General features: G+C 67.1%; 21 protein-coding genes. 11 read left to right on the top strand and 10 right to left on the bottom strand.

Features of this window, described 5'->3' with window-relative positions; translation table 11 throughout:
* Window positions 1-11: 11 nt before the first annotated feature.
* Entirely contained in the window at window positions 12-230 is a 219-nt protein-coding gene (locus tag ACQU6B_RS02600; protein ID WP_430868487.1) for a DUF3107 domain-containing protein, read from the top strand.
* A 54-nt stretch (window positions 231-284) separates the two neighbouring features.
* On the opposite strand, the gene ACQU6B_RS02595 is transcribed toward ACQU6B_RS02600, so the two are convergent.
* Entirely contained in the window at window positions 285-788 is a 504-nt protein-coding gene (locus ACQU6B_RS02595; protein WP_430868486.1) for a gluconokinase, read from the bottom strand.
* A 199-nt stretch (window positions 789-987) separates the two neighbouring features.
* On the opposite strand from ACQU6B_RS02595, the gene ACQU6B_RS02590 reads away from it, so the two are divergent.
* Both ACQU6B_RS02590 and ACQU6B_RS02585 read left to right on the top strand, forming a co-directional pair.
* Entirely contained in the window at window positions 988-2634 is a 1647-nt protein-coding gene (locus ACQU6B_RS02590; protein WP_430868485.1) for a DEAD/DEAH box helicase, read from the top strand.
* 7 nt (window positions 2635-2641) lie between these two features.
* Window positions 2642-3538, top strand: coding sequence for a rhodanese-related sulfurtransferase (locus ACQU6B_RS02585; RefSeq protein WP_430868484.1), 897 nt, complete (start codon window positions 2642-2644; stop codon window positions 3536-3538).
* Here ACQU6B_RS02585 and ACQU6B_RS02580 read toward each other — a convergent pair.
* Both ACQU6B_RS02580 and ACQU6B_RS02575 read right to left on the bottom strand, forming a co-directional pair.
* On the bottom strand, window positions 3519-4343 hold the full coding sequence (locus tag ACQU6B_RS02580; RefSeq protein WP_430868483.1) for a PHP domain-containing protein: 825 nt from the start codon (window positions 4341-4343) through the stop codon (window positions 3519-3521). The genes ACQU6B_RS02585 and ACQU6B_RS02580 overlap by 20 nt on opposite strands.
* A 100-nt stretch (window positions 4344-4443) precedes the next feature.
* A complete protein-coding gene (locus ACQU6B_RS02575) occupies window positions 4444-6327 on the bottom strand; it encodes a hypothetical protein (RefSeq protein ID WP_430868482.1) in 1884 nt (627 codons plus the stop codon).
* Between the two features lie 266 nt (window positions 6328-6593).
* On the opposite strand from ACQU6B_RS02575, the gene ACQU6B_RS02570 reads away from it, so the two are divergent.
* Window positions 6594-7979 carry an aminopeptidase P family protein gene (locus ACQU6B_RS02570; protein ID WP_430868481.1) on the top strand — a complete coding sequence of 462 codons (1386 nt, stop codon included), beginning with the start codon at window positions 6594-6596 and terminating at the stop codon, window positions 7977-7979.
* Between the two features lie 84 nt (window positions 7980-8063).
* Here the strand turns inward: ACQU6B_RS02570 and ACQU6B_RS02565 are convergent, their stop codons facing one another.
* Window positions 8064-8924 (bottom strand): DUF3800 domain-containing protein, encoded by an 861-nt coding sequence (locus ACQU6B_RS02565; RefSeq protein WP_430868480.1) that lies wholly within the window; start codon window positions 8922-8924, stop codon window positions 8064-8066.
* A gap of 151 nt (window positions 8925-9075) precedes the next feature.
* On the opposite strand from ACQU6B_RS02565, the gene ACQU6B_RS02560 reads away from it, so the two are divergent.
* Complete coding sequence (locus ACQU6B_RS02560) at window positions 9076-10077, top strand: LLM class flavin-dependent oxidoreductase (RefSeq protein WP_430868479.1); 1002 nt, start codon at window positions 9076-9078, stop codon at window positions 10075-10077.
* Window positions 10078-10121: 44 nt separating this feature from the next.
* On the opposite strand, the gene ACQU6B_RS02555 is transcribed toward ACQU6B_RS02560, so the two are convergent.
* Together ACQU6B_RS02555 and ACQU6B_RS02550 are read right to left on the bottom strand one after the other, a co-directional pair.
* Complete coding sequence (locus ACQU6B_RS02555) at window positions 10122-11522, bottom strand: PLP-dependent aminotransferase family protein (RefSeq protein WP_430868478.1); 1401 nt, start codon at window positions 11520-11522, stop codon at window positions 10122-10124.
* Between the two features lie 108 nt (window positions 11523-11630).
* Window positions 11631-13631 carry a hypothetical protein gene (locus ACQU6B_RS02550; RefSeq protein ID WP_430868477.1) on the bottom strand — a complete coding sequence of 667 codons (2001 nt, stop codon included), beginning with the start codon at window positions 13629-13631 and terminating at the stop codon, window positions 11631-11633.
* A gap of 360 nt (window positions 13632-13991) precedes the next feature.
* Here ACQU6B_RS02550 and ACQU6B_RS02545 point away from each other — a divergent pair, with 360 nt between their 5' ends.
* The 5 genes from ACQU6B_RS02545 to ACQU6B_RS02525 all read left to right on the top strand — a co-directional run bounded on the left by ACQU6B_RS02545 (window position 13992) and on the right by ACQU6B_RS02525 (window position 19468).
* Window positions 13992-15467: a pyridoxal phosphate-dependent decarboxylase family protein gene (locus ACQU6B_RS02545; RefSeq protein WP_430868476.1), complete on the top strand. Its 1476-nt coding sequence runs from the start codon at window positions 13992-13994 to the stop codon at window positions 15465-15467.
* Window positions 15468-15471: 4 nt separating this feature from the next.
* A complete protein-coding gene (locus ACQU6B_RS02540; protein WP_430868475.1) occupies window positions 15472-16386 on the top strand; it encodes a phosphotransferase in 915 nt (304 codons plus the stop codon).
* Between the two features lie 78 nt (window positions 16387-16464).
* Window positions 16465-17772, top strand: coding sequence for a magnesium transporter MgtE N-terminal domain-containing protein (locus ACQU6B_RS02535; protein ID WP_430868474.1), 1308 nt, complete (start codon window positions 16465-16467; stop codon window positions 17770-17772).
* Complete coding sequence (locus ACQU6B_RS02530) at window positions 17765-18310, top strand: DUF1003 domain-containing protein (protein WP_430868473.1); 546 nt, start codon at window positions 17765-17767, stop codon at window positions 18308-18310. The genes ACQU6B_RS02535 and ACQU6B_RS02530 overlap by 8 nt, the downstream gene beginning before the upstream one ends.
* A gap of 36 nt (window positions 18311-18346) precedes the next feature.
* Window positions 18347-19468: an Mrp/NBP35 family ATP-binding protein gene (locus ACQU6B_RS02525; protein WP_430868472.1), complete on the top strand. Its 1122-nt coding sequence runs from the start codon at window positions 18347-18349 to the stop codon at window positions 19466-19468.
* A 96-nt stretch (window positions 19469-19564) separates the two neighbouring features.
* Here ACQU6B_RS02525 and ACQU6B_RS02520 read toward each other — a convergent pair whose 3' ends face one another.
* Window positions 19565-20071 (bottom strand): hypothetical protein, encoded by a 507-nt coding sequence (locus ACQU6B_RS02520; RefSeq protein ID WP_430868471.1) that lies wholly within the window; start codon window positions 20069-20071, stop codon window positions 19565-19567.
* 105 nt (window positions 20072-20176) lie between these two features.
* On the opposite strand from ACQU6B_RS02520, the gene ACQU6B_RS02515 reads away from it, so the two are divergent.
* The gene (locus ACQU6B_RS02515) at window positions 20177-21409 is read left to right on the top strand and encodes a galactokinase (RefSeq protein WP_430868470.1); all 1233 of its coding nucleotides are present in this window, start codon (window positions 20177-20179) and stop codon (window positions 21407-21409) included.
* An 11-nt stretch (window positions 21410-21420) separates the two neighbouring features.
* Here ACQU6B_RS02515 and ACQU6B_RS02510 read toward each other — a convergent pair whose 3' ends face one another.
* From ACQU6B_RS02510 to ACQU6B_RS02500, 3 genes are read right to left on the bottom strand one after another with little or no spacing between them, the layout of a single operon-like run.
* The gene (locus ACQU6B_RS02510) at window positions 21421-22224 is read right to left on the bottom strand and encodes an exodeoxyribonuclease III (RefSeq protein ID WP_430868469.1); all 804 of its coding nucleotides are present in this window, start codon (window positions 22222-22224) and stop codon (window positions 21421-21423) included.
* 9 nt (window positions 22225-22233) lie between these two features.
* Window positions 22234-23283: an acyltransferase family protein gene (locus ACQU6B_RS02505; protein WP_430868468.1), complete on the bottom strand. Its 1050-nt coding sequence runs from the start codon at window positions 23281-23283 to the stop codon at window positions 22234-22236.
* Window positions 23284-23310: 27 nt separating this feature from the next.
* The gene (locus tag ACQU6B_RS02500; RefSeq protein ID WP_430868467.1) at window positions 23311-24189 is read right to left on the bottom strand and encodes a bifunctional methylenetetrahydrofolate dehydrogenase/methenyltetrahydrofolate cyclohydrolase; all 879 of its coding nucleotides are present in this window, start codon (window positions 24187-24189) and stop codon (window positions 23311-23313) included.
* Between the last annotated feature and the right edge of the window lie 37 nt (window positions 24190-24226).

Below are 24226 nucleotides of genomic sequence, written 5' to 3'. Positions count from 1 at the left end.
GGAGGCCAATCGTGGAAGTAAGAATCGGCGTACAGAACGTGTCGCGAGAGATTTCACTCGAGACGGACATGACCGCAGACGCAGTCGCGAAGGCCGTTTCGGACGCCATGGGCGGCGCGACTCTTGACCTCACCGACGCCAAGGGCCGTCGTGTCGTAGTCCCGTCTCAGGCGGTTGGCTACGTCGACATCGGCGAAGAGACCAAGAACCGCGTCGGATTCGGCTCGTAGCAACACCTCGCAAGCAACGCCCTCTCGACGCCACTGGCGGCCGAGGGGGCTTTGCTATGTGTCCCGCAGCTCGAGCGCCTCGCGCACGCTGCGCACCACCCCGCTGAGACCCAGCACGCTGACGTCCACCGTCACCCCGACCTCGTCGTCCGCCAGCGGCTCTAGCGTCGAATACTGAGAGTCAAGCAGGCTCGCGCCGGCAAAGTGATCCGTTGCGGCGCTGCGTGCCCGCACCCTCTCCTCCAGGACATGCTGGGGCGCTGCGAGGTGGACAAAAATGGCGCCGGGCGCTTGCGCCAGCAACACCTCGCGGTAGGCGCGACGCAGCGCCGAGCACGACACCACCGCATCCTCCCGGTCGCCGAGCCACTGCCCTACCGCCTGAAGCCACGGCCATCGGTCCTCGTCGGTGAGCGGGGTGCCCGCCGCCATCTTGGCGACGTTCGCCGCGGGGTGGAAAGCATCGGCGTCCGCAAAGTCGTTGCCGCGCGCGTCGGAAATCGCGACGCCAACGGACGTCTTGCCGCAGCCGGTCACCCCCATCACCACAACTCTCATGGCGGCAAGCCTAGGCGTAAACACCAACGATGCGGCCATTTATGCGTGCGAAAGGTAGACTAGGCGGGACCCGAGGTTGACCGGTCGTCATGGACACGCGGTACCGCTACAGATCAGCGATGAGCCGTTCGAAGATGATTCGCGATCGGCTACCCGCCGAACAGCGCGATTTACGCGCCCCGAATCATTAGGAAGACCCATGACTGATACTCACGCGAGTATGCAAACGGCAGACCAAAGCTTTGCCGACTTCAACGTTAATCCCGCAATTGTCCAGGCACTCGCCGACAAGGGAATCCTCAACCCCTTCCCCATCCAGGCGATGACCCTGCCCGTGGCGCTCTCCGGCCACGACATCATCGGTCAGGCGAAGACCGGCACCGGCAAGACGCTCGGTTTTGGCGTCCCGCTGCTGCACCGCGCCGTCTCTCCGGGCGAGCCCGGCTGGGACGAGTACGAGTCGCAGGGTAAGCCGCAGGCACTCGTCGTCGCTCCTACGCGCGAGCTCGCCGTGCAGGTGGCCAACGACCTTCAGGCCGCGTCGACTCACCGCTCCACCCGCATCGTCCAGATCTACGGCGGCCGCGCGTACGAGCCCCAGGTCGAGGCGCTGCAGCGCGGCGCCGAGGTAGTGGTCGGCACCCCCGGCCGCATGATCGACCTCATGAACCAGGGCCACCTGGACCTGCGCTTCATCAAGACCGTGGTGCTCGACGAGGCCGACGAGATGCTGGACCTGGGCTTCCTGCCCGACGTCGAGCGACTCCTCGCGGCGACGCCCGAGGCGCGCCACACGATGCTCTTCTCAGCGACGATGCCGGGCGCGGTTGTCGCCCTCGCCCGCCGCTACATGATCCAGCCCACGCACATTCGCGCCTCCGAGCCCGACGACGCCGGGGCGACGGTCAAGGCAACCAAGCAGTTCCTCTACCGCGCCCACGCGATGGACAAGGTCGAAGTACTGGCCCGCATCCTGCAGGCCGATGGCCGTGGCCGCTCGATCGTATTCGCTCGTACCAAGCGCACCGCCGCCAAGGTCTCCGACGAACTGCGGGACCGCGGCTTTGCCGCCGGACCGCTTCACGGCGACCTGGGCCAGGGTGCCCGCGAGCAGGCGCTGCGCGCCTTCCGCGCCGGCAAGATCGACATCCTGGTCGCCACCGACGTGGCGGCCCGCGGCATCGACGTTGACGACGTGACCCACGTCATCAACTACCAGTGCCCCGAGGACGAGAAGACGTACCTGCACCGCATCGGCCGTACGGGCCGCGCGGGCAAGACGGGTACCGCCGTCACGTTCGTGGACTGGGACGACCTGCCCCGCTGGGGCATGATCGACCGCTCGCTGGACCTCGGTTACCCCGACCCCCAGGAGACGTACTCCAGCTCGCCTCACCTGTTCACCGACCTCGGCATTCCCGAGGGAACCAAGGGACGCCTGCCCAAGTCGCAGCAGAAGCTCGAGGGTCTGGACGCCGAGCGCGTCGAGGACCTGGGCGAGACCGGCAAGAAGCCTTCCGGCGGCGGCCGCGACGGAGACCGTCGTGACGGCGGTCGTGGCGGCTCCGGACAGGGCGGCTCCGGTCGCAGCGGCGGCCAGGGCGGCCAAGGCGGCTCGCGCGGCGGACGCGGCAACTCGGGTGGCAACTCGGGTGGCGGCCAGGGCGGCCAGAAGCGCGACTCCAGCAGCCAGGGCGGAAGCCAAGGCGGCGGCCAGCAGCGGTCAGGCGAGGGCTCCGGCGGCTCGAGCGCGGAGGGCGCCCCCAAGCGCAACCGTCGTCGTCGTCGCAGCGGTGGTGCCGGTGGAGACAGCGGGCAGACCTCAGCGCCCGTCGCCTCGGAGTAGATCTTTCGTGGCCGTGCCCAAGGTCCTGCTGTTTTACGTTTTCACTCCCCTGAGTGATCCAGACGCCGTGCGTCTGTGGCAGCGCGACCTGTGCGAGTCCCTCGGCCTCGGTGGCCGCATCATCCTGTCCAAGGACGGGATGAACGGCACCGTGGGCGGGGACATCGCCGCGGTCAAGAAGTACCTACGCAAGACCCGCGAGTACCCGGCGTTCAAGAACATGGACGTCAAATGGTCCGAGGGCAAGGGCGGGGACTTTCCCCGCCTGAGCGTCAGAGTCCGCGAGGAGCTGGTGAGCTTTGGCGCACCCGGCGAACTCAAGGTTGACGCGAATGGCGTGATCGGCGGTGGAGCGCACCTGAGTCCGGGTGCGCTCCACGAGCTAGTCGCCGAGCGCGACGTGACCTTCTTCGACGGCCGCAACGCCGTCGAGGCTGAGATAGGTCGCTTCAAGGGAGCGGTAGTGCCCGACGTCGACACCACGCGCGACTTTGTCGCGGAGCTCGACTCGGGCAAGTACGACCACCTCAAGGACTCCCCCGTCGTCACGTATTGCACGGGCGGCATCCGGTGCGAGGTGCTCAGCTCGCTGATGATCAACCGAGGCTTCACCGAGGTCTATCAGCTGGACGGCGGAATCGCTCGCTACGGCGAGGAGTTCAAGGACTCGGGCCTGTGGGAGGGCTCGCTCTACGTATTCGACGGCCGCGAGGCCATCACCTTCAGTGACGATGCCGCCGTGATCTCCGAGTGTCGCGAGTGCGGACAGGCGTCAGATCGCCTGCAGAACTGCGACGATCCGTCGTGCCGCGAGCAGTTCGTCATCTGCCCGACCTGCGCCTCGCAAGACCACTTCTGCGCGGCCCACTCGTCCCAAGCGACAGTCAGCCGCGCGCGGCCTTAAGCGCCGCGTAGGCGTCGGGGGTAGTCAGGTTCTCGCCGAGCCGGTTCTGCTTGCCGGTGCCGTGATAGTCGCTCGCGCCGGTACGCACCATCCCTAGCCGTGCGCCGATGCGCGTGAGGCGCTCGCGCTGCTCAGAAGAGTGGTCTCGGTGGTCGATCTCGAGGCCGACCAGCCCCGCCCGAGCCATCGACTCGATGACGCTGGTAGGGACCACTCGACCGCGGGCGTCCGCCCCCGGATGCGCGAAGACCGTGACTCCCCCGGCGCGGCGCAGGGTCTTTACCGCCGCCGTGACTTCCGGCGCGTAATGCGGCACGTAGTAGCGAGAGTTGCCCGCCAAAATCTGCTGGAAGGCCGCGTCGCGGGTGGGGACCACGCCGTGGTCGACCAGCGCATCGGCAATGTGGGGGCGGCCGATGGTGACCGCGCCACCCGAGCGGGCCACCACCTGCTCCCACGTCACCGGGTAGTCCTGAGCGACCTTCTGAACTATCTCCCGCGCGCGATCCAGCCTGGCATCGCGCGTCTTAGCGAGCATCGCGGCGACCTCGGGGTCGCCCAGGTCGTGCCAGTAACTCAGCAGGTGAATGCTGACGCCTCGGTGGCGACAGCTCACCTCGATGCCCGGCACAAACTCGAGGTCCAGCGCCGCGGCCCGGTCCGCGGCCTCGGACAGGCCCGCAACGGTGTCGTGGTCCGTGAGCGCGACTACGTCCAGTCCGGCACGCGCCGCGGCGGTTATGACCTGGGTGGGAGTCTCCGTTCCGTCGGAGACCACCGAGTGGGTGTGCAGGTCTATACGCATAAGGCCAGCCTAGGCCCGGCGTGTACGTTGGCACACTCCGAGCCACGGCTGGCCTTAGGAAGCTGGTCACAGGGCCCCGAGGGGCGCCCGCGACCGGGCACTACTTCTGGTGCAGGAGCTTGCGGCGCGTGACGACTACCAGCGCGAGGCCCACGAGGACCAGGACCGCTGCGTCGGTGAGCGAACCGAACGCGTCTGCCGCGCCTGTCTCGGACAGCTCGGCAGAAACGGCCACGGGGGCGGCCGCGTCATCCGCAGTGCCGTTGACCGCACCGGAGCCAGCCGCGTCGGCTGCGCCATCCGTCGTGACTGCGACAGGCTCTGGCGCCGGCTCCACGACGGCGGCCACCAGGATCGTGGTGGTCGACGTCACGGAAACAAAGGTGCGGTTAACCACGGTTGCGCGGGGGTTACCAGGGCCGAGCGGAATGTAGCCGGATAGGACCACAGTGACGGTGATCTCACCGTTCAGGAGGTCCGTCGCCGTGACCTGGTAGTCCGCGGCGCAGTCCACCGTCGCGCCGGCCGGAACCGTGCCGTCCACCGGGATGTCGCAGAGGGGGGCAATGCCCAGCGGGGACGTGACTGAGATCGTCGCGTCGGAGAGGTCGAAGAGCTGCGAGTTGGTCGCAGTGAACGCGACTTCGATGACGTCGCCCGCATGGACCGCACCCTCTCGCGACGGGACGGTCACCAGGATCGAGTCGCGAACGGTGCCGAGGTCGACGAGGTCGGCAATGCGGTCGTCGACGTCCTGCTTGGCAACTGCGAGGCCGTTGAACAGCGCGCTAAAACTAACTACCTTCTGCCGTTGCAATCGGATCGTCCCCGCGAGTTCGTCGGACTCGCCTTGGAGTCGCGCAGCAGCCCTGTCCGCGATCTCCCATTCGTCGATGGCGGCAGAAAGGAGGTCAGTGTTGTCTTCAACGGCGTCCTCGGCATCCCGGACTACCTGCCGCAGCAGCACGAGCGCGCGGCCCGCCGCGTCGACCTCGTCCGTCGCGTTGTCGAACTCCGTCTCAGTTGAGTCGTACGCGGTCTTCTTCGCGGTGAAGTTCACCCAGACGATGTCGTCCAAAGCAGATCTAGCGGCGTCGCGCTTGCCCTCGGCTGCGGTCGCCGCGTCTTCAGCGTCGTCATAGTTAGCTTCAGCGGTTTCCGCTTCGCGCTCGTATACCGAAAGATGGTAGACCGCTTCCTCGGTGAGGCACTCGGGGTATTCGTCGACGTCGCGGTGCTTCCAGCAGTCGCCAAGATGCTTCCAGAAACTAGCGTCACGCGGAAGGTGGTTCCTAAACATACTGTGGCTGTCTCTTGCCCGGGAGGCCACCCATTCGAGTCGATTGGCGGTTTCGCGCAAAGGGAGAGCGTCGGCGGCCGACGCATCGTAGAAGGCCGGCAGGCCCTGGACTGTCACCGCCGCGTTGGAACGAAAAACGCCCGCCCAGGCCGGTTCCGTCGGACCCACGAAGAGCGAGGCTACGGTCGCGTTGTAGGCGTCGTTCGCGTCTGCGTTCGCGCGTATTACCCCCGCCAATTCGTCCTCGGCGTCTAACTCGCGCTGCACTCCGACGCCAAGGTCGATCCGAGCCTGCACAAGGTCGCCCGTCGACTTTGCCAAATCCTGGTCAATCCCGACCTTGGAGAGGCGCTTGGCCTCAGCATCGGCAATAGCGTCGTCGAGCGTGCCTCGCAAAGCGTCTGCGTCGTCCTCAAGCCCGTCGAGCACGCGCTGTTCAGCGTCGCGCAGTCCCACGAGCGAGTCGTACGCATCGTCGAAAGCGTCAGCGTTTGATGACACTCCATCCCAGTCCGCGTCAATGAACGACTGGTTGGTCGCATCGGCCGCGTCCTGAGCTGCCACCGCAGTCTCCTCCGCAATGGACAGAGCACCCGTGGCGGTGGCTGCTGGCGCGACCGTGAGTCCCGCCAAGGTCATGGTGAGCACGGCCGCAATGGGCGCTCGCAGGCCAGGATTTCTCATGCGTCAGTCTTCTCTCATAGGAGGCAATTCGATGGCGACATCAACAGGTCTATGCGCGCCGCCAGGCGCCTAGGTACAACACGCCCCTCGAACGGTAGCGCCAGGGCTAGAGAATGTCACGCCCTACAGGGGTAAAAGGCAGTATCAACGAGGGGTTATGCCACATATTGGCACTTAAGGGACGGCCTGCCTAGGTACCGATCGGGCAAAGCAGGCGACGTTGCCGCCGCGTCGCCCAAGTCTCGCCTCATGAGAAACTGAACAGCATGAGCGAATCCGCGAAGACCCCCGCAGCCAAGCCGAGCGCCAACAAGGCACGACGCGACCTGCCCTCCACCCAAGAATTCAGCGACTTCATGGGCTCCCAATGGGAGCCGAGCGAGGCCGCCGCAGGCAGCCACAGTGCCGCCGCTCCCTACGCCGCCGAGCGCCGAGCGCGACTCAGCGAACTCTTCCCCGGCCAGCGCATCGTCGCTCCGGCGGGCAATCTCAAGCCTCGGGCGAACGACACGGACTACCGCTTCCGACCGTTGAGCGACTTCGCGTATCTGACGGGACTGGGCATCGATCACGAGCCCGGCGCCGTGCTCGTCATGGAGCCCACCGACGCCGGACACGACGCGACGCTGTATTTGATTCCGCCCGCGACGGCCGAGGACGAGGGCTTTTATACCGACGCCCAGTCCGGAGAGTTCTGGATCGGCAAGCGCCCGAGCCTGGCCGACTTCCAGTCGATGACCGGCATCGCCACCAAGGCGCTCGAAGAGCTTCCCGGCGGAATCCGCCTGGCCAACCACCCTCACAAGAACGTCCAGCGAGCACTCGCGAACCTGCGCATGGTGAAGGACGAGTACGAGGTTCAGCAGATGCGCGACGCCGTAGACGCGACCATCGCCGGTTTCGAGCGGGTCGTCGCCGAACTCCCCCGCGCCGTCGCCCACAAGCGCGGCGAGCGCGTCATCGAGGCCACCTTCGACGGCCACGCTCGCGAGGAGGGCAACGCCGTCGGCTACGAGACCATCGCGGCATCGGGCCCTCACGCCACCACCTTGCACTGGATCCGCAACGACGGCCAGGTGCGCGAGGGAGACATTCTGCTCCTAGACGCAGGGGTCGAGGTCGAGAGCCTCTACACCGCGGATGTCACGCGTTCGCTGCCCATCTCGGGCGAATTCACCGACGTACAGCGACGCGTGTACGACGTGGTCCTCGAGGCCGCCGATGCCGCGTTCGCGGCCTCCCGCCCCGGCGCCACGTTCCGCCAGATTCACAACGCGGCCATGGAGGTCATCGAGACGCGCCTGACCGAATGGGGAATCGTGCCGGAATCCGCGGATCCCGACGCGCGGCTCTACCGCCGCTGGATGGTGCACTCCACGTCGCACCATCTGGGGCTGGACGTGCATGACTGCGCGCAGGCCAAGCGTGACCTTTACATGGACGGCGAGTTAGTGCCCGGCATGGTGTTCACCATCGAGCCGGGGCTCTACTTCCAGCCAGGGGACCTCGCGGTGCCCGCGGAGCTGCGTGGCATAGGAATCCGCATCGAGGACGACCTGTTGGTGACGGAGGACGGGATCGAGAACCTGTCTGCGGCCCTGCCCCGCGACCCGGACGGCGTGGTGAAGTGGATGGCGGGCCTGCGCAGGTAGCCGCGAAGCCCGCGCGCGCCCTATGGGTCCGTTTTGGCACGCATCTAGCACCCGTCGCCTGCTATGGGTCTGATTCGGCCCGGGCTAGCCAATCGGCGGGTATTCCCTGGGGTCGGGGTACACGATGATCCCGCCGCCTTGTGCTTTGGTCGTGTTCCAATGCGCCGCGAACCACGGGGTGATTTTGTCCCACAGCAGGTATCGCTCCTTGGGTGGCTCCTGCCGCTTGAACCATTCGTAGGTGGAGTAGGCGACGATGTCAGCGAGCTGAATGATCTCGCGGTCCCAGGTGCTGTAGTCCGTGTCCACCCACAGCGGCTTGTCGAGTAGCAGGTTGAAGTTGGCGCGATTCTTGCCCTTCGACTTCAGTTCCCGCCGCACGTCGTGCATCGCACCACTCTTGAAGTACGCCTCGTGGGCGGGCTGCTGGTCAGCAACAAAGAGAGCCCCCTCTCCCGTATTGACGTGCTCCAAGGTGAGGGCGACGCGCTCGTAGAGCCGCGAGTACGCCGCGCCCAGAGGGTCGACATCAGTGCCGGCCGCGGCGAGCGCCTTCTTGTCCACCACCACGGAAAAGATGGTGGGACGGAACTTGGCAAAAAGCTGACCCAGTTCGTTGAGCAGGTGGCCCATCACCGCTGGGTCGGCCACGGCCTGGTATCCGGCGGGCACAAAGCCCGGGCGCGCACCCCCTTTCGCCCGCGCGGTCTGAGCGATGAACGAACCCTTGAGTTCCGTCAACGACCAGTCGGGGTTGCGTGCGGCCGAGCCAAAGTACTTCTCCTTGACCGCCGCGATCTCGAGGGCGAGCGGCTCGCGCGAGGAGTCGTGAATCCCTACGGCGGAGAGCACGAAGAACTCGCTCGGGTCTCCCGGGACCCACACGGGGTGATCCTTGGGGAACGGCTTGGGGTCACGACTCTCGTCCACGTAGAACAGCAGCATCGGCGCTCTCTCCCTAGGGTTTCGTTCTTTTGAGCCTAGCCACCGGGATAGGTCTGCGCGGAGTCACCCGCTTCGAAGGCGCGCCGGGCATGACTTTGACCGCGCGGACGTTGCACTGAGTAATCCGCAATTACCCGAGAGAAACGGCACCATGTCCGCGAGCGCTTCACCCACCGTCCCCCTATCCATTCTCGACCTCGCCCCCATCGGTCCGGGCGAGACCCCGGCGCAGAGTTACTCCAACTCGGTGGCGCTGGCGCAGACGGCCGAACGGCACGGGTACGGACGCGTCTGGTACGCCGAGCACCACAACATGCCGACCATCGCCTCTTCCGCGACGAGCGTGCTGATCGCGCACGTCGCGGCTCACACGTCGACCATCCGGCTGGGCGCCGGCGGGATCATGCTTCCCAACCACTCTCCCCTCACCATCGCGGAGCAGTTCGGAACCCTCGAGACACTGCACCCAGGACGCATCGACTTGGGGTTAGGCCGCGCACCCGGCGGCGACCGCGCGATCTTCAACGCGCTGCGACGCGACCCCGGCGCCTCGGAGCAGTTCCCGCGTGACGTGATGGAGCTCCAGGGCTACCTCACTGGCGAGTCCATCGTCACGGGAGTGAGCGCCACGCCCACGCCCGAGTCCGCGCCCCCGCTATTCATTCTTGGCTCGTCGCTCTTTGGCGCTCAGCTCGCGGCGGCACTCGGCCTGCCCTACGCGTTCGCGTCGCACTTCGCGCCCGATGCCCTGCACGAGGCGGTCTCGCTATACCGCCGCGACTTCAAGCCATCCGCGCAACTCGAGCACCCCTACGTGCTCGCCGCAGCGAACGTCTTTGCGGCAGATACAGCGGCCGATGCCACGGTCCAGTTCGAGGCCGCACGGCGCCGTCGCGTGCGCGGGATGATTGCCCGCAACCAGGCGGGCGTGGAGTACACCGACGCGCAGATTGACGAATTCCTCACGACCGCGGCGGGCGCGAACCTCGCCAACATGATGCGCTACACCGCGGTGGGAACGGCCTCCGAGGTTTCGCAGTTCCTGGGTGATTTCGCGCAGACCGCGCAGGCCGACGAGCTCATCGTGGCGCACGGCGCGCTGAGCATCGCCGACCGTCTTAGGTCAGTCGAGCTAGCCGCGCCCACGGAGTGACGCTCACTGGCAGTTGCGGGGCGTGGGCGGGGTAAGGGCCCCGCTCACGCGACCTTGTCGGCCAGCACCTTTATCCCCAGTCGCATGTCCTCCGCCGGCAGATAGAACGGCAGCCGGAAGTGGTCGGCCCCTGCGCCCGGCACCACCTCGAAAGCGGAGCCCGGCGCTACGGGAACTCCCGCGGCGGCTGAGCGCTCGGCGAACCGCTCAGCACCGCCGTCGGGGAGCCTGATCCATAGGCTCGGCCCGCCCAGGGGCGCCTTGAACTCCCAGTCGAGGCCCGCCTCCCCAATGACCTCGAGGGTCACCGCCAGCGACTCGCGCAGCTCGCCCATCCGCCAGGCGAGCGTCTGGTCGTAGTGCTCGCTCAGTAGCTTCGCGCCGATGCGCTGGAAAATCGCCGGCCCGCCCAGATCCATGGCGGCACGCCGGTGACGCAGGTGCGCCGCGAGGGTCGCATTCGTGTGCAGCCAGCCGATGCGCATCCCGCCCCAGAAGACCTTAGACAGTCCGCCGATGGTGATGACGGACCGCCCCCCGGGGAACGTCGCCATCGGGCTGCGCTTCACGCCGTCCAGGGAGATGTCGCCGATGATCCTGTCGTCGATGATCGTGGTTCCCGTGCTCACGGCGGCGGCGACTAGCCGTGCCGCGTCCTCGTCGGACATCGCAGTGCCGGTTGGATTATGGAACGTCGTGACGTAGGCCGCGTCGGGTCGGGCGGCCTTGAACAGCCTGGCGGCCTGGGTGACGTCCAGTCCGTCCGGCGTCATCGGCAGCGCGAGTGGTCGGGCACCCGAGGCCGCTACCGCGTCGAATACTCCAGGGTAGGTCACCGACTCGAGCGCGACTGCGCCGCCGTCGCTCGCGACTCCGGTCACCGCTAGCCACACGGCCTGCTGCCCGCCGGCGGTGATCACGACCTCGTCCGGCTGCGCGGGGATCCCGCTGGCGCGCAGGTGGTCGACTATCGCGCGCGTCAGGTCGATGTCGCCAAGGGCGGCGTACCCGTTGCCGATGACGGCCGGGCCTCCGAGAAACTCCGAGGGGTTATTGAGGGCATAGTCCACGATCGGCGCGGCCGGCGGTGAGGCGGTATTGAAGGCCACCAGCGGCGGCTGCTGACCCACCAGAATCCGCGCGAAGCGATCCTGTGGGGAGAGCGCCATTACGCCCCTCGACAACGATCCCAGCCGGGGTGCCGCCCCCGGCGTCACCTCGAGCCACTCCTGATCACGGAGCTGCTGGTAGGCGGCAGTGACGGTGTTGCGAGACAGGTGCAAGCGTTGCGCCAGCGCGCGCTCAGAGGGCAGCCTCGCCCCGTGCTCCAGCGAGCCGGATTCAGCGAGCGCAACAATCGCGTCGGCGAGCTGTTGGTAGAGCGGCCCGGTTCCCGACTGCCAATGGTCGAGGACGTCGGCGAGCTGGTCGGCTGTGGTGCGCATGACGCAAGTATCGCGATAACTGGCCCTCGGATACAAGTGCCACTTGCGCGCTAGTGGCACAACAACGCCCCGCCGGAACCATCCGACGGGGCGTTGCTTGTGGGATCGCTAGTTGGTGCGACGCAAGCGCATGGCCTGCCGCGTCACCACGAGACCCAGGAGCGCCAGCGTTGCGGCGACCAGGAGAAGGGGTCCACTCTCGGAACCGGTCTCGGAGAGCGTCTCGTTTGCTGCCGCAGCGGAGTCGACGGAGATCGGAGCCACCACTACGTCAGCAGCGTCCGAGTCACCCTCGGCCGCCGGCGTCTGAATTGCCTCCACGGCCGGCGCCTGAACAACCGCAGAAACAGACACCACCTGCCAGCCAACAATGACGTTGTCCGCACCGTAGAGAGCGATGCGGTGAGTACCGACAGCAAGGCTCTGAGGAATCACCACGCTCAGCGTGCCGGCACCCAGAACCGTAGGCTCCGAGAACGCGACCACGTGAGTGAGCTCGATGTCCCCCTCGACGCCGGAGCAGTTCGCTCCGCCGATGAAGACCTCGTCGCCGTGCGTGACGGTGGTGAGCACGTTGTGCTCGGCGTCACAGACGGCGGCAAGACCCTCAATGTCGGACACGAGGTCCGCTTCTGTCGGGTTGAACGCCGCGGGCTGCGAGACTGCCGGGTTTGAGTACGCCGCAGCCGCCGGAACTGCGATGTCACCCGTGGTGGTTGCTGAGTCAGCGACGTAACGCCAGTGCACGTCCGCAAGTGCAGGCATCTCGACGGAACCACGTACCGCATCGGCCGCGCTGGCTTCCACGCCGAAGCCCGCGATGCCGTCAGACGAGTCAAACTCGTTTAACGTCACGTACCACGCGCCGTGCGGGTCCAGAGTTGGACCGTCAACATAGAGATCGAATGTCGAATCGTCGAGAGCGTAGGACACGCGCAGCGAGAAGCGAACCTTGTCGCCCTCGTCGATCAGTCCGTTGTCGTTGAGGTCAACGTAAAGGACCGGCTCGTCCCAAGACAGGGCTATGGGAACCTCAACCGCGGGGGCCGCGACCATTGCGCCACGGAACTCGGGAGCATCAGTCAGCGCGTAGCTTCCGTGAAGGTCGCTTCCTGCACCGCGCGCGTAGTAGTCATAGGTCAGCGCCTGGTCCCCGGGCCGTATGGCGTTAGCCGCCGCTGCGTCCTCGTCAACCGCGAAACGCAGTGTGATGGTCTCATCGCGAATGTGCTCGGAGAGAAAGATCGAATCCGGAGCGGCAACCGACGCCAGCTCGAGCGCGAAGAACCACGCCTCACCGGTGTAGGCGATCGCCACCGGGTAGGAGACAACGTCCCCAGCGTCCAGCACGCCGTCACCGTCGATGTCATCTGCGGGAGCCAGGTACGGCGTTCCCCAGGTAAAGGTGAAAGGCAAGGGGCACGCCTCATCGGTGACCGCCGCGGCGAACTCTCTCGTTCCCGTGACGAGATAGCCGTCGAGGGGATTCGCCCTGACACCAGTCAAGCCCGGGCCGGCGTCGAAGCTCTCCCAGGTGATGCCGGTGTTGGCGGGGGTGACCCAGCGGTCGTCGGCTGTGCCGCAAGCATCGGTGAAGGTGGGTTCGTCGACCACCGACACTGACGTGATCGGACTCACGCCGGTGAAAGTCGTGGAGGGGACGTTGAAGATTCCGGAGTCGTTCCGACTCGGCCCGAACTCGTCGTCCACGTAGGACGACCAACTCCCGGGGGTGCCGGGAACGGCAACCTGATTGTTTGCGGCGTCGTAGGCCGTAGCGGTCACCAAAACGGACGTGCTTTTGCTGTCAGCTCCAGAGGCGAGACGCAGGCTCACTCTGCCGCTGGCGAAGGTGATTTGCGTGTCCAGGGTCCAATTAATAGCGCCATTGTTCGTCGAGATGGTCAGCGGGAAGGAGACAACGTCGCCCTCGTCAACCACGCCAGTGTCGCCGTTGTCCACGGTCATCACCGGCGCACCCCACGACGCCTTTAGGTTATCTGCCGGACTCCAGAATCCATCGCCTAGCGCCTGCGCGGGTGCTACCGCCAGGGTTCCCAGCAGCACGGCGGACAACGCCGTACCTGCCGCGATCCGGGTCTTGCTCATCAATGCACGCTTCACTGAAACGCCTCTCTTGAAAGGATGCGACGACGTCTCCCTTCAGCAGAGACGTGACGCAGGAAGTCATCTATGACTTTGCGTGACTTTAGCACCGCTTGGACGCAAACCGCCGGGGTAGCCACACATCCACTGCCAGTTTCCTCAAGACCATGAAACTCCTGGTAGTGAAGGCTTTTGTTGCCGCGGACGGTTTGTCCTATTTGCGACTTCCTTGGCGACCCGACCGCGCCGTCCCGAGGCGCTTGATGGGGGCCACCCCGCCACAAACTGGCACTCGTTTCCAAGTGCCAGGACACCGGCCACTGGCACCTGTAATCGAGGGCCAGTACGACGTATGGTCGACACATGAGCACCGAAACCTCCCCCACGACCGCTGGCGCCACGCCCGACCCTTCCCCCGCCCTTGTCGCGGCCATGGATCGAGTTCACACCAATCCGATCTCGCGAGGACGCACCCGCCAGCGCCTCGCGCTCATCACCGAGGCTGCGCGCCGCTCCGGCAGCTACGTCGCCAACGCGTCCTTCCGCCCTGTCTCGCCCACGGCCGATGCTTTGGCCGGCCTGGATGCCTTCCGTCGCCCGCTTCAGGACACGCCCATCGCACCCCGCGAGGTGCTCGCCGAGCTCGACACCTTCGGGTCCCCCGCGACCGTCGTCAGCACGCACGGCCGGTACTTTGGGTTCGTCAACGGCGGCATCGACCCGGCCGCGCAGGCGGCAGCAATTCTCGCCGGCACGTGGGATCAGAACGCCGCGATGCCCAACCAATCCCCCGTGGCCGCCACCCTCGAGGGCGTCGCGGGCTCATGGGTGGTCGATGCACTGGGCCTGCCGTCCGATGCCGTGGCGTCCTTCTGCGGCGGGGCCACCGTCGCTAACCTCACCGCGATCATCACGGCGCGCGACGCTCTGTACGCGAAGCGGGGATGGGACGTCGCCATAGACGGGCTCGCCGGCGCCCCGGCCCTGCGCGTCGTGCTTGGCGCGGAGGCGCACGCGAGCGTCTATAAGTCGCTGCGTCTCGCGGGATTCGGTGCGGCTCAGATTGAGCACGTCCCCACCGATGACACCGGGGCGATCCGCGCGGACGCCTTCCCTACCGACACCGACGACGGGACCCTGGTGATCCTGCAGTCCGGCAACGTCAACACCGGCGCGTCCGACCCCTTCGCGGACATCATCCCCGGCGTCCGCGAGCGCGGCGGCTGGGTGCACATCGACGGCGCGTTCGGGCTCTGGGCCGCGGCGTCGCCCACGCGCCGGCACCTTGTTGAAGGTAGCGAGTTGGCTGACTCATGGACGACGGACGCCCACAAGTGGCTCAACGTGGGCTACGACTCGGGCATCGTGATCGTGCGCGACATCGACGCACTCGTGCGCGCCATGTCCATCGAGGCGGCTTACCTCGCGACCGACGGCTCCCCTCCGGCCATGAACCGCGGCATTCAGATCTCGCAGCGTGCCCGCGGCATCGAAACCTGGGCGATGCTCGCGAGCCACGGCAAGTCCGGCCTAGGGGAGCTCATCGACCGCACCTGCGACCTCGCGACCCAGTTCGCCGACAGGCTCGCCGCGGGCGGCGTCGAGGTGCTGTGCGACCCCATCCTCAACCAGGTGCTGGTGGCCTTTGGCGACGCCGCGACCACGGACGCCGTCATCGCCGCGGTGCAGAGCGAGGGCACCATGTGGGCCGGCGCGAGCGAGTGGCACGGCCGCCGCGTGATGCGCATCTCGGTCTCCGACGCCGCCACCACTGCGGACGACATCGAGGCCTCGGCGATCGCGCTCTTGCAGATGCGGGATGCCGTGCGGCTACGTTAGGAGGGTGAGCGAGTTCGTCCCAACACCGACGGCGGAGGTCTGCATTGACTCCGCGCTGGTCGCCTCGCTGCTTCGCGAGCAACACCCCGACCTCGCCCAGTTGCCCCTGGGCGAGCGTCATGAGGGTTGGGACAACGTGACGTGGCGCCTGGGCGGTGACCTCGCGGTTCGACTGCCGAGGCGCGCGATCGCCTCGACCATGGTCGCGACCGAGCTCGCGTGGTTGCCGCGCATCGGCAAGGACTGGCCGTTCCGCGCGCCGCTTCCCGTGCGCATCGGCTCCCCCAACGAGGCCTATCCCTGGCGCTGGTCTGTGGTGCCGTGGATCTCCGGGCACACCGCCTACGACGAGCCCCTGAGCGCGCTCGGTGCCCATGATCTTGGCCTCGCGCTCGCCGCCCTGCATCAGAGCGCCCCCGCGGATGCCCCCGTGAACCCCTTTAGATCGACTCCGCTATCGCAACGGGTCGACCGCGCCAAGGCCAGGTTGACGGCCCTGGCGAGCCAGGCAGCCTCCCACCCGTCAACGGGCGGCGCGCGCCTAGACACCGACGCGGCCGAGTCGCTGCTGAGGCGCGGCGCTCGTCGTCACGCCCCGGGCCTGGTGTGCGCACACCTCGACATTCACGGCGGGAACGTCATCACCGATGGCGGGCGCCTGGCCGGGATCATCGACTGGGGAGACGCCGGCGCGGGCGACGCCGCCACCGACCTTGGCCAGGCCTACGTGTTGCTGGGTCCCACCCGGTGGCGCACCATGATTACCGCGTACGGTCGCGCGAACCGCGACACAATATCCCGCGCCAAGGCGGAGGCCGTCGCGTGTGCTGTCACTCTGGCCACCATCACCGACGGCCGCTACGCCGCGTCCGGCTGGGACGCGCTGGTGTCGCTGGGCGTCGCGACGCGCGAGGCGTAGAAACCACAGGGCGCACGGACCTCGCCTTATCTGCATCGGCTCCCTTTTATTACTGTCGGGCCGCAGTAGGCTATGCCCATGAGTCCCACGAACGAGCGCGTCTATATTGCGCGCCTGGCAGGCACTGCCGTGTTCGACCCGATCGGGGACCCCGTTGGGCGCGTGCGCGACGTGGTGATGCTGGTGCGCCGGTCGGGTGCGCCCAGCGCGGTCGGGCTCGTCGTCGAGGTACCCGGGCGCCGTCGCGTCTTTATGCCGCTGACCCGCGTCACATCGATCGCGCCCGGCCAGGTCATCTGCACCGGCGTGATTAACCTGCGTCGCTTCCAGGCCCGCGCCGCGGAGACCCTCGCGATCGCGGAACTGTTCGAGCGCAGCGTGACCCTCAAGGAAGACGACTCCACCGCCTACATCGAGGACATCGGAATCGAGCGCGACCACACCCGTACCTGGTGGGTCACCAAGCTGTACGTCCGCAACGCCGCGCGGCGCAAGGGCGTGCTCGGTTTCTCACGGCGAGGCGAGACCTTCGTCGTCGACGCCGATGCCGTGAACGGCCTGGCCATCAAGGACAAGCTTCAGGGCGCGGCGCTGGTCATCCAGACATTCGCGAACCACAAGCCCGCCGACCTCGCCGCCGCGCTGATGGAGATGTCCCCGCAACGTAGCGCCGAGATCGCCGCGGCGCTCGACAACGAACGCCTCGCCGACGTCCTCGAGGAGATGCCCGAAGAGGACCAGATCTCGCTGCTGTCTACCTTGCGGTCCGAGCGGGCCGCGGACGTGCTCGAGGCCATGGACCCCGACGACGCCGCCGACCTCCTGGGCGACCTTCCCGCGGGCGAGGCGGAGGCGCTGCTGAAGCTGATGCAGCCGGAGGACGCGAACACCGTGCGCCAGCTCCTCAACTATGACGACAACTCCGCGGGTGGACTGATGACCACCGAGCCCGTCATCGTGGGCCCGGAGACCACCGTCGCGACCGCACTGGCCATGGTCCGCCGGCAAGAGATGCCGCCGGCGTTGGCTTCGATGGTGTTCGTGGTGCGGCCCCCGCTCGAGACTCCCACCGGGCGCTACATCGGCCTGGTCCACATCCAGCGACTGCTCCGCGAGCCGCCCCACGAGTCCATCGGCGGATTCGTCGACCCGGCGATCGAGGCGGTCCCGGTCAACGAGTCGCTGGCCGCCATCTCGCGGCGCATGGCCGCATACGACATCTTGGCGCTGCCCGTGGTGGACGGTGACAACAGGTTCCTGGGCGCCATCTCGATCGACGACGTGCTGGACCACCTGCTCCCCGACGACTGGCGCGAGCACTCCGAACTAGAAGATTCGGAACAGGAACAGGCGACCGCGACCGCGCAGGGAGGATCTGATGGCTGAGCGCTTAGACCGGCCCAAGTCCGACCAGCGGCGCATCTCGTGGCGCCGCAACAACAAGGGGTCGGACCGCTTTGGCGCATTCTCCGAGGGGATCGCCCGCTTCCTGGGCACCCCCCGGTTCCTGTTCTACCTCACCATGTTCTGCATCGCGTGGATAGCGTGGAACATCTGGGCACCAGCGGACCTGCGCTTCGACTCCGCGGCGCGCGGCTTCACCGCGCTGACCCTCATGCTGTCGTTGCAGGCCTCCTACGCCGCGCCGCTGATCCTGCTCGCGCAGAACCGTCAGGACGACCGCGACAAGGTGGGCGCGGAGCAGGACCGCCAGAGCGCTCAGCGCTCTCTCGACGACACCGAGTACCTCGCCCGTGAGGTCGCGGCCCTGCGTCACGCGGTGTCCGACACCGCCACCCGGGACTTTGTGCGCTCCGAGTTGCGGTCGCTCCTCGAGGAGCTCCGCGCGGACGACGAGGAGGCCAGGAACGAGGCGTCCTCCGACCGCAAGTCACACAGGACCGACAGCCCCAAGAAAAAGTAGTTTCGCGGGTTTGGGGCAACCGCCTACGATGGTGGCATGCCTACGGTTGAACTAATTCAGACTGCCCTATCCAAGGTCATCGACCCGGAGATCCGCCGTCCCATTACCGAGATCGGTATGGTGCGCTCGGTCGACCTAAGCGACGATGGCGTGGCCACGGTCGGCATCGACCTCACCACTGAGGGCTGCCCCATGAAGGCGCGCATCACCGACGACGTCAGCACTGCTGCGGCGTCCGTCGAGGGCGTGCGCGAAGTCAAGATCGAGCTCGGGGTCATGAGCGAGGAGCAACGCCTGGGCCTGCGGTCCTTGCTCCGCGGCGGCAAGCCCGAGCCCGTCATTCAGTTCACGCAGCCAGGCAACATGACCCGCATCTACGCGGTCGCATCCGGCAAAGGCGGGGTGGGTAAGTCCACCGTCACCGCCAACTTGGCCGCCGCGATGGCCGCCGATGGGCTCAAGGTGGGTGTACTCGACGCAGACATCTTCGGTTTCTCCATCCCCGGCATGCTGGGCGTCGAGGGCCAGCCCACTCGCATCGACGACATGCTCCTGCCCCCCATCGCGAACGACATCAAGGCCGTCTCCATCGGCATGTTCGTGCCCTCCGGACAGCCTGTCGTGTGGCGCGGCCCGATGCTGCACCGCGCGATCGAGCAGTTCCTGGCCGACGTCTACTGGGGCGACCTCGACGTGCTGCTGCTTGACCTCCCGCCGGGCACCGGAGACATCGCGATCTCGGTTGCTCAACTGCTCCCCCACGCCGAACTCCTGGTGGTCACCACCCCGCAGTCGGCCGCCGCGGACGTCGCCGAGCGCGCAGGATCCATCGCCACCCAGACGTCACAGAACGTGGTTGGGGTCATCGAGAACATGTCGTGGCTCGAGCAGGAGGACGGGTCTCGCCTGGAGATCTTCGGCTCCGGCGGAGGGCAGATCGTGTCAGATCGCCTATCCAAGGTACTCGGCACCTCCGTGCCCCTCATGGGTCAGATCCCGTTGGACATCCTGACCCGCGAGGCCGGGGACGCGGGCACGCCCGTGGTGCTCGAGCACCCGGAGTCACCCGCGGCCGTCGAGCTCCGCAAGATCTCCCGCATGCTGGCGACCCGTCAGCGCGGCCTCGCCGGGCGGTCGCTGGGCGTCACTCCCAAGTAGCCTCGGGCGACTACGCCCAACACTAGGCACATCATGCGCAACCATGCGTGTCCGCGCGATTATCTGAGCGGGAACGTGTTGAGGCACAAAGGTTGCCTAGTCGAGGTCGATGCGTCCTGCCTGCTTGGCGCCCCAACCGGCGATGATTGCGGCGACGAGCCCTGCCAGCACGCCCCCCGCGGAGATCGCGGGCGTGGCGAGGGCAATCAGGAGCGCGTCGTCGAATCCGGGACCGCCTGAGCCCAGCTTCTCGAGCAAGGGGAAGGACCCAGCCGCCGCGCCCGTCACGGCCATGACGTGCACGCCGAGCACGGTCGCGATGAAGGCGACGATCTGCGTCAGCAGCCCCTTGCCCTCCGAGAGGTAGCGAACCGTGAAGCCGACTCCCGCAGCGATGAGCACGCCCAGCAGGATCATGACGAACGCCCCCGGCTGATCCGGCACCAGCACGGTGAGCACCAGGCCAAGTACTAGCGCCACGACGAGCGCGGCGGTCAGCACTCCCATTCGATTCTGGCGCAGCGAGTTCAGGAAGGAATCCTTGCCTGCGTCGACACGCGGCGGTACTGCGGGCTGCTGCTCGGGATTGGGCGTCGCGGCCATGAGTGGGCTCCTTTGTGGGACAGGTTCGTGAATTCTCCCCATCATCGCACGGCGATGCGCGCGCACACTCAACATTCGCGCGAAGTGGCTGACAGAATGGCAGGCATGCCCACCCCACCCCACCGTGACCCCGTCAGGTGGTGTGCGCCCTGGTCTATGGCAGAGGGCGAGGCTCGGGCTCGCGAACTCTTCCAGCGTGCCTTCAAGTCGTCGCCCGACACCCTGCGGTGCGCCCCGGGCCGCGTCGTCCTCATCGGGGATCACACGGACTATGCAGCGGGACTGAGCCTGCCGACAGTCTTGCCGCACCGCACCTTCGTCGCCGCGCGGGCGCGCGACGACGGCCGCGTCCGGGTGACGTCCGCGCAGGCCTCGTCGGTCGACGGCCCCACCGGGGTATGGGAAGGCACCGTGGCCGACCTGGCCGCGGCATCGGACATGGGCTGGGTCAGCCACGTCTGTGGCGTCCTGTGGGCACTCGGCGAGCGAGGATTCGAGCCGAGCGGCGTCGACATCGCCATCTCGAGTTGCGTCCCCATCGGCACCGGGCTCGGGTCCTCGGCCGCGCTCCAGTGTGCGGTGGCACTCGCCGTCAACGACTGCTGGGGGCTGGCGCTCGATTCGCCCGCGGGTCGAGTCGAACTGGCCGAGGCCGCCATCGACGCCGAGCGCCGTCACGTGTCCGTTCCCACCGGGGGCCTAGACCAGTACTGCGTCCTGCAGTGCCCCCCGGGCGAGGCCGTGCTCCTGGACTTCGCCACGCAGCCCCCCGCTGTCACCCACCAACCCCTGTATTTTCCCGACTATGGGCTACGCCTCCTGGTGATCGACACCGGTATGAGAGCGGACCTGCGCACGACCGAGTATGCCGAGCGCAGACGCTCGTGCGAGGTGGCGGCGAGCGCGCTGGGCGCCGCGAACCTGCGCGAGGTCTTCGAGTCCCCGGGCTGGCTGCGACGGGTGAACCAGCTCGAGGATCCAGTCATGCGGGCGCGTGCCCGCCACGTCGTCACGGAAATGCACCGGGTCCGGCTGGTGAACGCCGAGCTCAGCGGCACCGCTCCCGCGCACGAGCGCTTCATGGACATCGGCAAGGCGTTGTTCCGCTCGCACGCTTCGCTGGATACCGACTATGGCGTCAGCACCGAGGCGCTCAAACTCGCGGTCGACACCTCGTTCGCAGCGGGCGCCCTTGGTGCCCGGCAAGTGGGAGCGGGCTTTGGCGGTTCCGCGATCGCCCTGGTCCGCAAGTCCGAAGCCGCCGACACCGCGCACGCGGTAGACGGCGCCTTCCTGGCGCGCGGACTGACACGCCCGCGCTTCCTTACCGTCCCGTAGGGCCGGCCGGGTTATCCGAGGTCGTAGTCGACTACTAGCGGCGCGTGATCCGTCCAGCGCGCGTCCCAGGAGGCCTGCCTGTCGACGCGGGCGGCCGTGACCGCCTGCGCCAGCGTCGGCGTAGCGAGCTGGTAGTCGATTCTCCAGCCGGCGTTGTTGTCGAAGGCCTGCCCGCGCATCGACCACCACGTGTACGCGCCCTCGGCGTCGCCCACCACCTGGCGGTGCGTGTCGACCCAGCCGGCGGCGAACCACTGGTCCAGGTAGGCCCGCTCCTCTGGAAGGAAGCCCGCCGACTTCAGGTTTCCCTTCCAGTTCTTGATGTCGTTATTGGTGTGAGCGATATTGATATCCCCCATGACGACCACCCGGTCGTAGTCCCGGGCCAGCTCGGCCAGACGGGCCGTCATCGACACCAGGAACTCGTACTTGTCGTCCATCTTGGGAGTGCCAGCCGTCCCCGAGTGCACGTACGTCGAGACGATGCGCACAGGCCCGGCCGGGGACTGGACGGTCGCTTCCACCCATCGACCGGTGTGGGTCGCCTCCGTGTGGATGGCACCCGCCACGCCAAGCCCGTAGACAACGTCCGTGAGCGGCGTCCGCGACAGGATCGCGACGCCCGACCGCCCCTTTTGCTCAGAGGCCTGGTGCTCAACGTGCCACGTGTCGGGGAACGCGGTGGTGACCACCTCATCGGGGGCCCGCACCTCCTGCAGGCAGATGACGTCGGCCTCGACGCCTTCCATCCACTCGTTCATGCCCTTCTTGAGGGCGGCCCGTACTCCGTTGACATTCACCGACACAATTCTCATGGCTCGAGACTATCGGGATGAGGTGCGAGGCGAGAACAGCCGGTCGCCCACCTTCATGAGCGGGCGCTGTACCAGACGCTGGCGCCCCAACTCGATGAGGGTTGCCGCGGCATAGATGGCGAGGCTCCACAGCAACGCGTGCAGCGGCAGGAGCCACGGCGACTGCACCGCCTCGACGGTGCCCACCCAGTCCTTCCACAGCAGCGGACGAATGATGGGATTGTCGTGGATCAGGTAGACCCCAAAGGCCGCGCTGGCGACCAGATTGATGGCCGGGGACACGCGTGGTCGCATCTTGGTGGCCGCCACTAGGCCACAGACCGCGGCCAGAACCACGAGCGGCGACTCCTGAGCTCGGATCAGCCCCGGGGTGATCTCCAGCACCGGGACAGCGCGCGCCGCCGCGCCCGCGAGAATGGTGGTCAGCGGCACCGCCACCGCGAATCCGATCGCGGCCGCCCCCCAACCGCGCGCGGTGCCGCTGAGCGGGTAGCGCGCGATAAAGGCGGCGATCAGATACAACTCGACGAACCACGCGAGATTGCTGACGCCAAAAGAGACCTCGGGGACGAGCGATAGCAGGCTCCACGCAACAAAGAGCACCCCGACAAGCGTGAGGTGCTGTCTGCGGGTCATCGCCTTCACCAGGATGTTGATGAACGGCGACAGGATCATCAACATCACGAACACAGTGACGAACCAGTAGTAGTTCGTGGAGACGGGTGCGATCGCGCGCCACACGGTCCGCGTGCTCACCCCGCCCGGCAACCAGATCAGAGCGACGATGAGGATGATCCAGGACGTGGTCCACACCTGGATCAGGACCGCGCGCATCCCGCGCCAGCGGAAAGTGGACTGCGCCATGAAGTATGCGCCGATGAGCACGAAGACGTCGACGCCCCACTTGCCCATGCTCGAGTAGCCGAGCAGGAAGTTCTGGACGTTGTCGCCGCCGGTTCCCTTCAGCACGCCGCCGTGGACGCCGTAGTGATGCGCGACTATCGCGAACATAGCCAGAATTCGGTATGCCTCGATTACGGAGTTACGGGCTACCGCCACGCCGTCCTCCCGTCCGTGCGCAACCGCCTAGCGGGAGCGCTCGGCGCTTTCCACGACGTTGCTCAGCAGCATGGCCCGCGTCATCGGGCCCACCCCGCCCGGATTGGGCGAGTACCAGGACGACTTAGCCACCGCATCGGCCGCAATATCTCCGGCCACCTTGGACTTGCCGGTGTCCGGGTCCGTCACGCGGGATACCCCGACGTCGATCAGCACCACGCCGTCCTTCACCATGTCCGCGCCAATCAGATTGTGGACCCCCGCCGCAGCGACAATCACGTCAGCGTCGCGCGTGTGAGCGGCGAGGTCGGTGGTGCCGGTGTGGCAGAGCGTGACGGTCGCGTTCACGGCCTTGCGGGTGAGCAGGAGGCCGATGCTGCGGCCCACCGTGGTGCCGCGTCCCACCACGGTGACCTTCGCGCCGTTGAGGCTCACGCCGTGGCGTTCGATCAGCTCGATGATGCCCTTTGGCGTACATGGGAGCGAACTCGAGATGTCGCCCGCCGTGCGCAGCACGAGGCGACCCAGGTTGGTGGGGTGCAGACCGTCCGCGTCCTTATCAGGATCGATCAGCTCGAGCACTCGGTTGGTGTCGATGCCGTCCGGCAGCGGCAACTGGACGATGTACCCGGTGCAGTCCGGGTTCTCGTTCATCCGCGTGACCGCGGCCTCGATATCCGCCTGGCTGGCGGTCTCGGGCAGGTCCTCGCGGATGGAGGCGATGCCCACCTCAGCGCAGTCCTTGTGCTTACCGTTGACGTACCAGGTAGAGCCAGCGTCCGCGCCCACGAGTAGCGTCCCAAGGCCCGGGTGGATGCCCCGGGCCTTGAGCGCACTCACGCGTTCGGTGAGCTCCGACTTGATGGTGGCCGCAGTGGCCTTGCCGTCCAGAATCTGTGCGGTCATGCCAGCCTCCACTTCGTTGTCGCCTTTACCGTCGCCG

This window comes from Demequina aurantiaca (assembly GCF_050598105.1).
Taxonomy (GTDB): Bacteria; Actinomycetota; Actinomycetes; order Actinomycetales; family Demequinaceae; genus Demequina; species Demequina aurantiaca_A.
The sequence above is the reverse complement of the archived record's forward strand: the minus strand, read 5'-3'. Positions and strand labels throughout refer to the sequence as shown.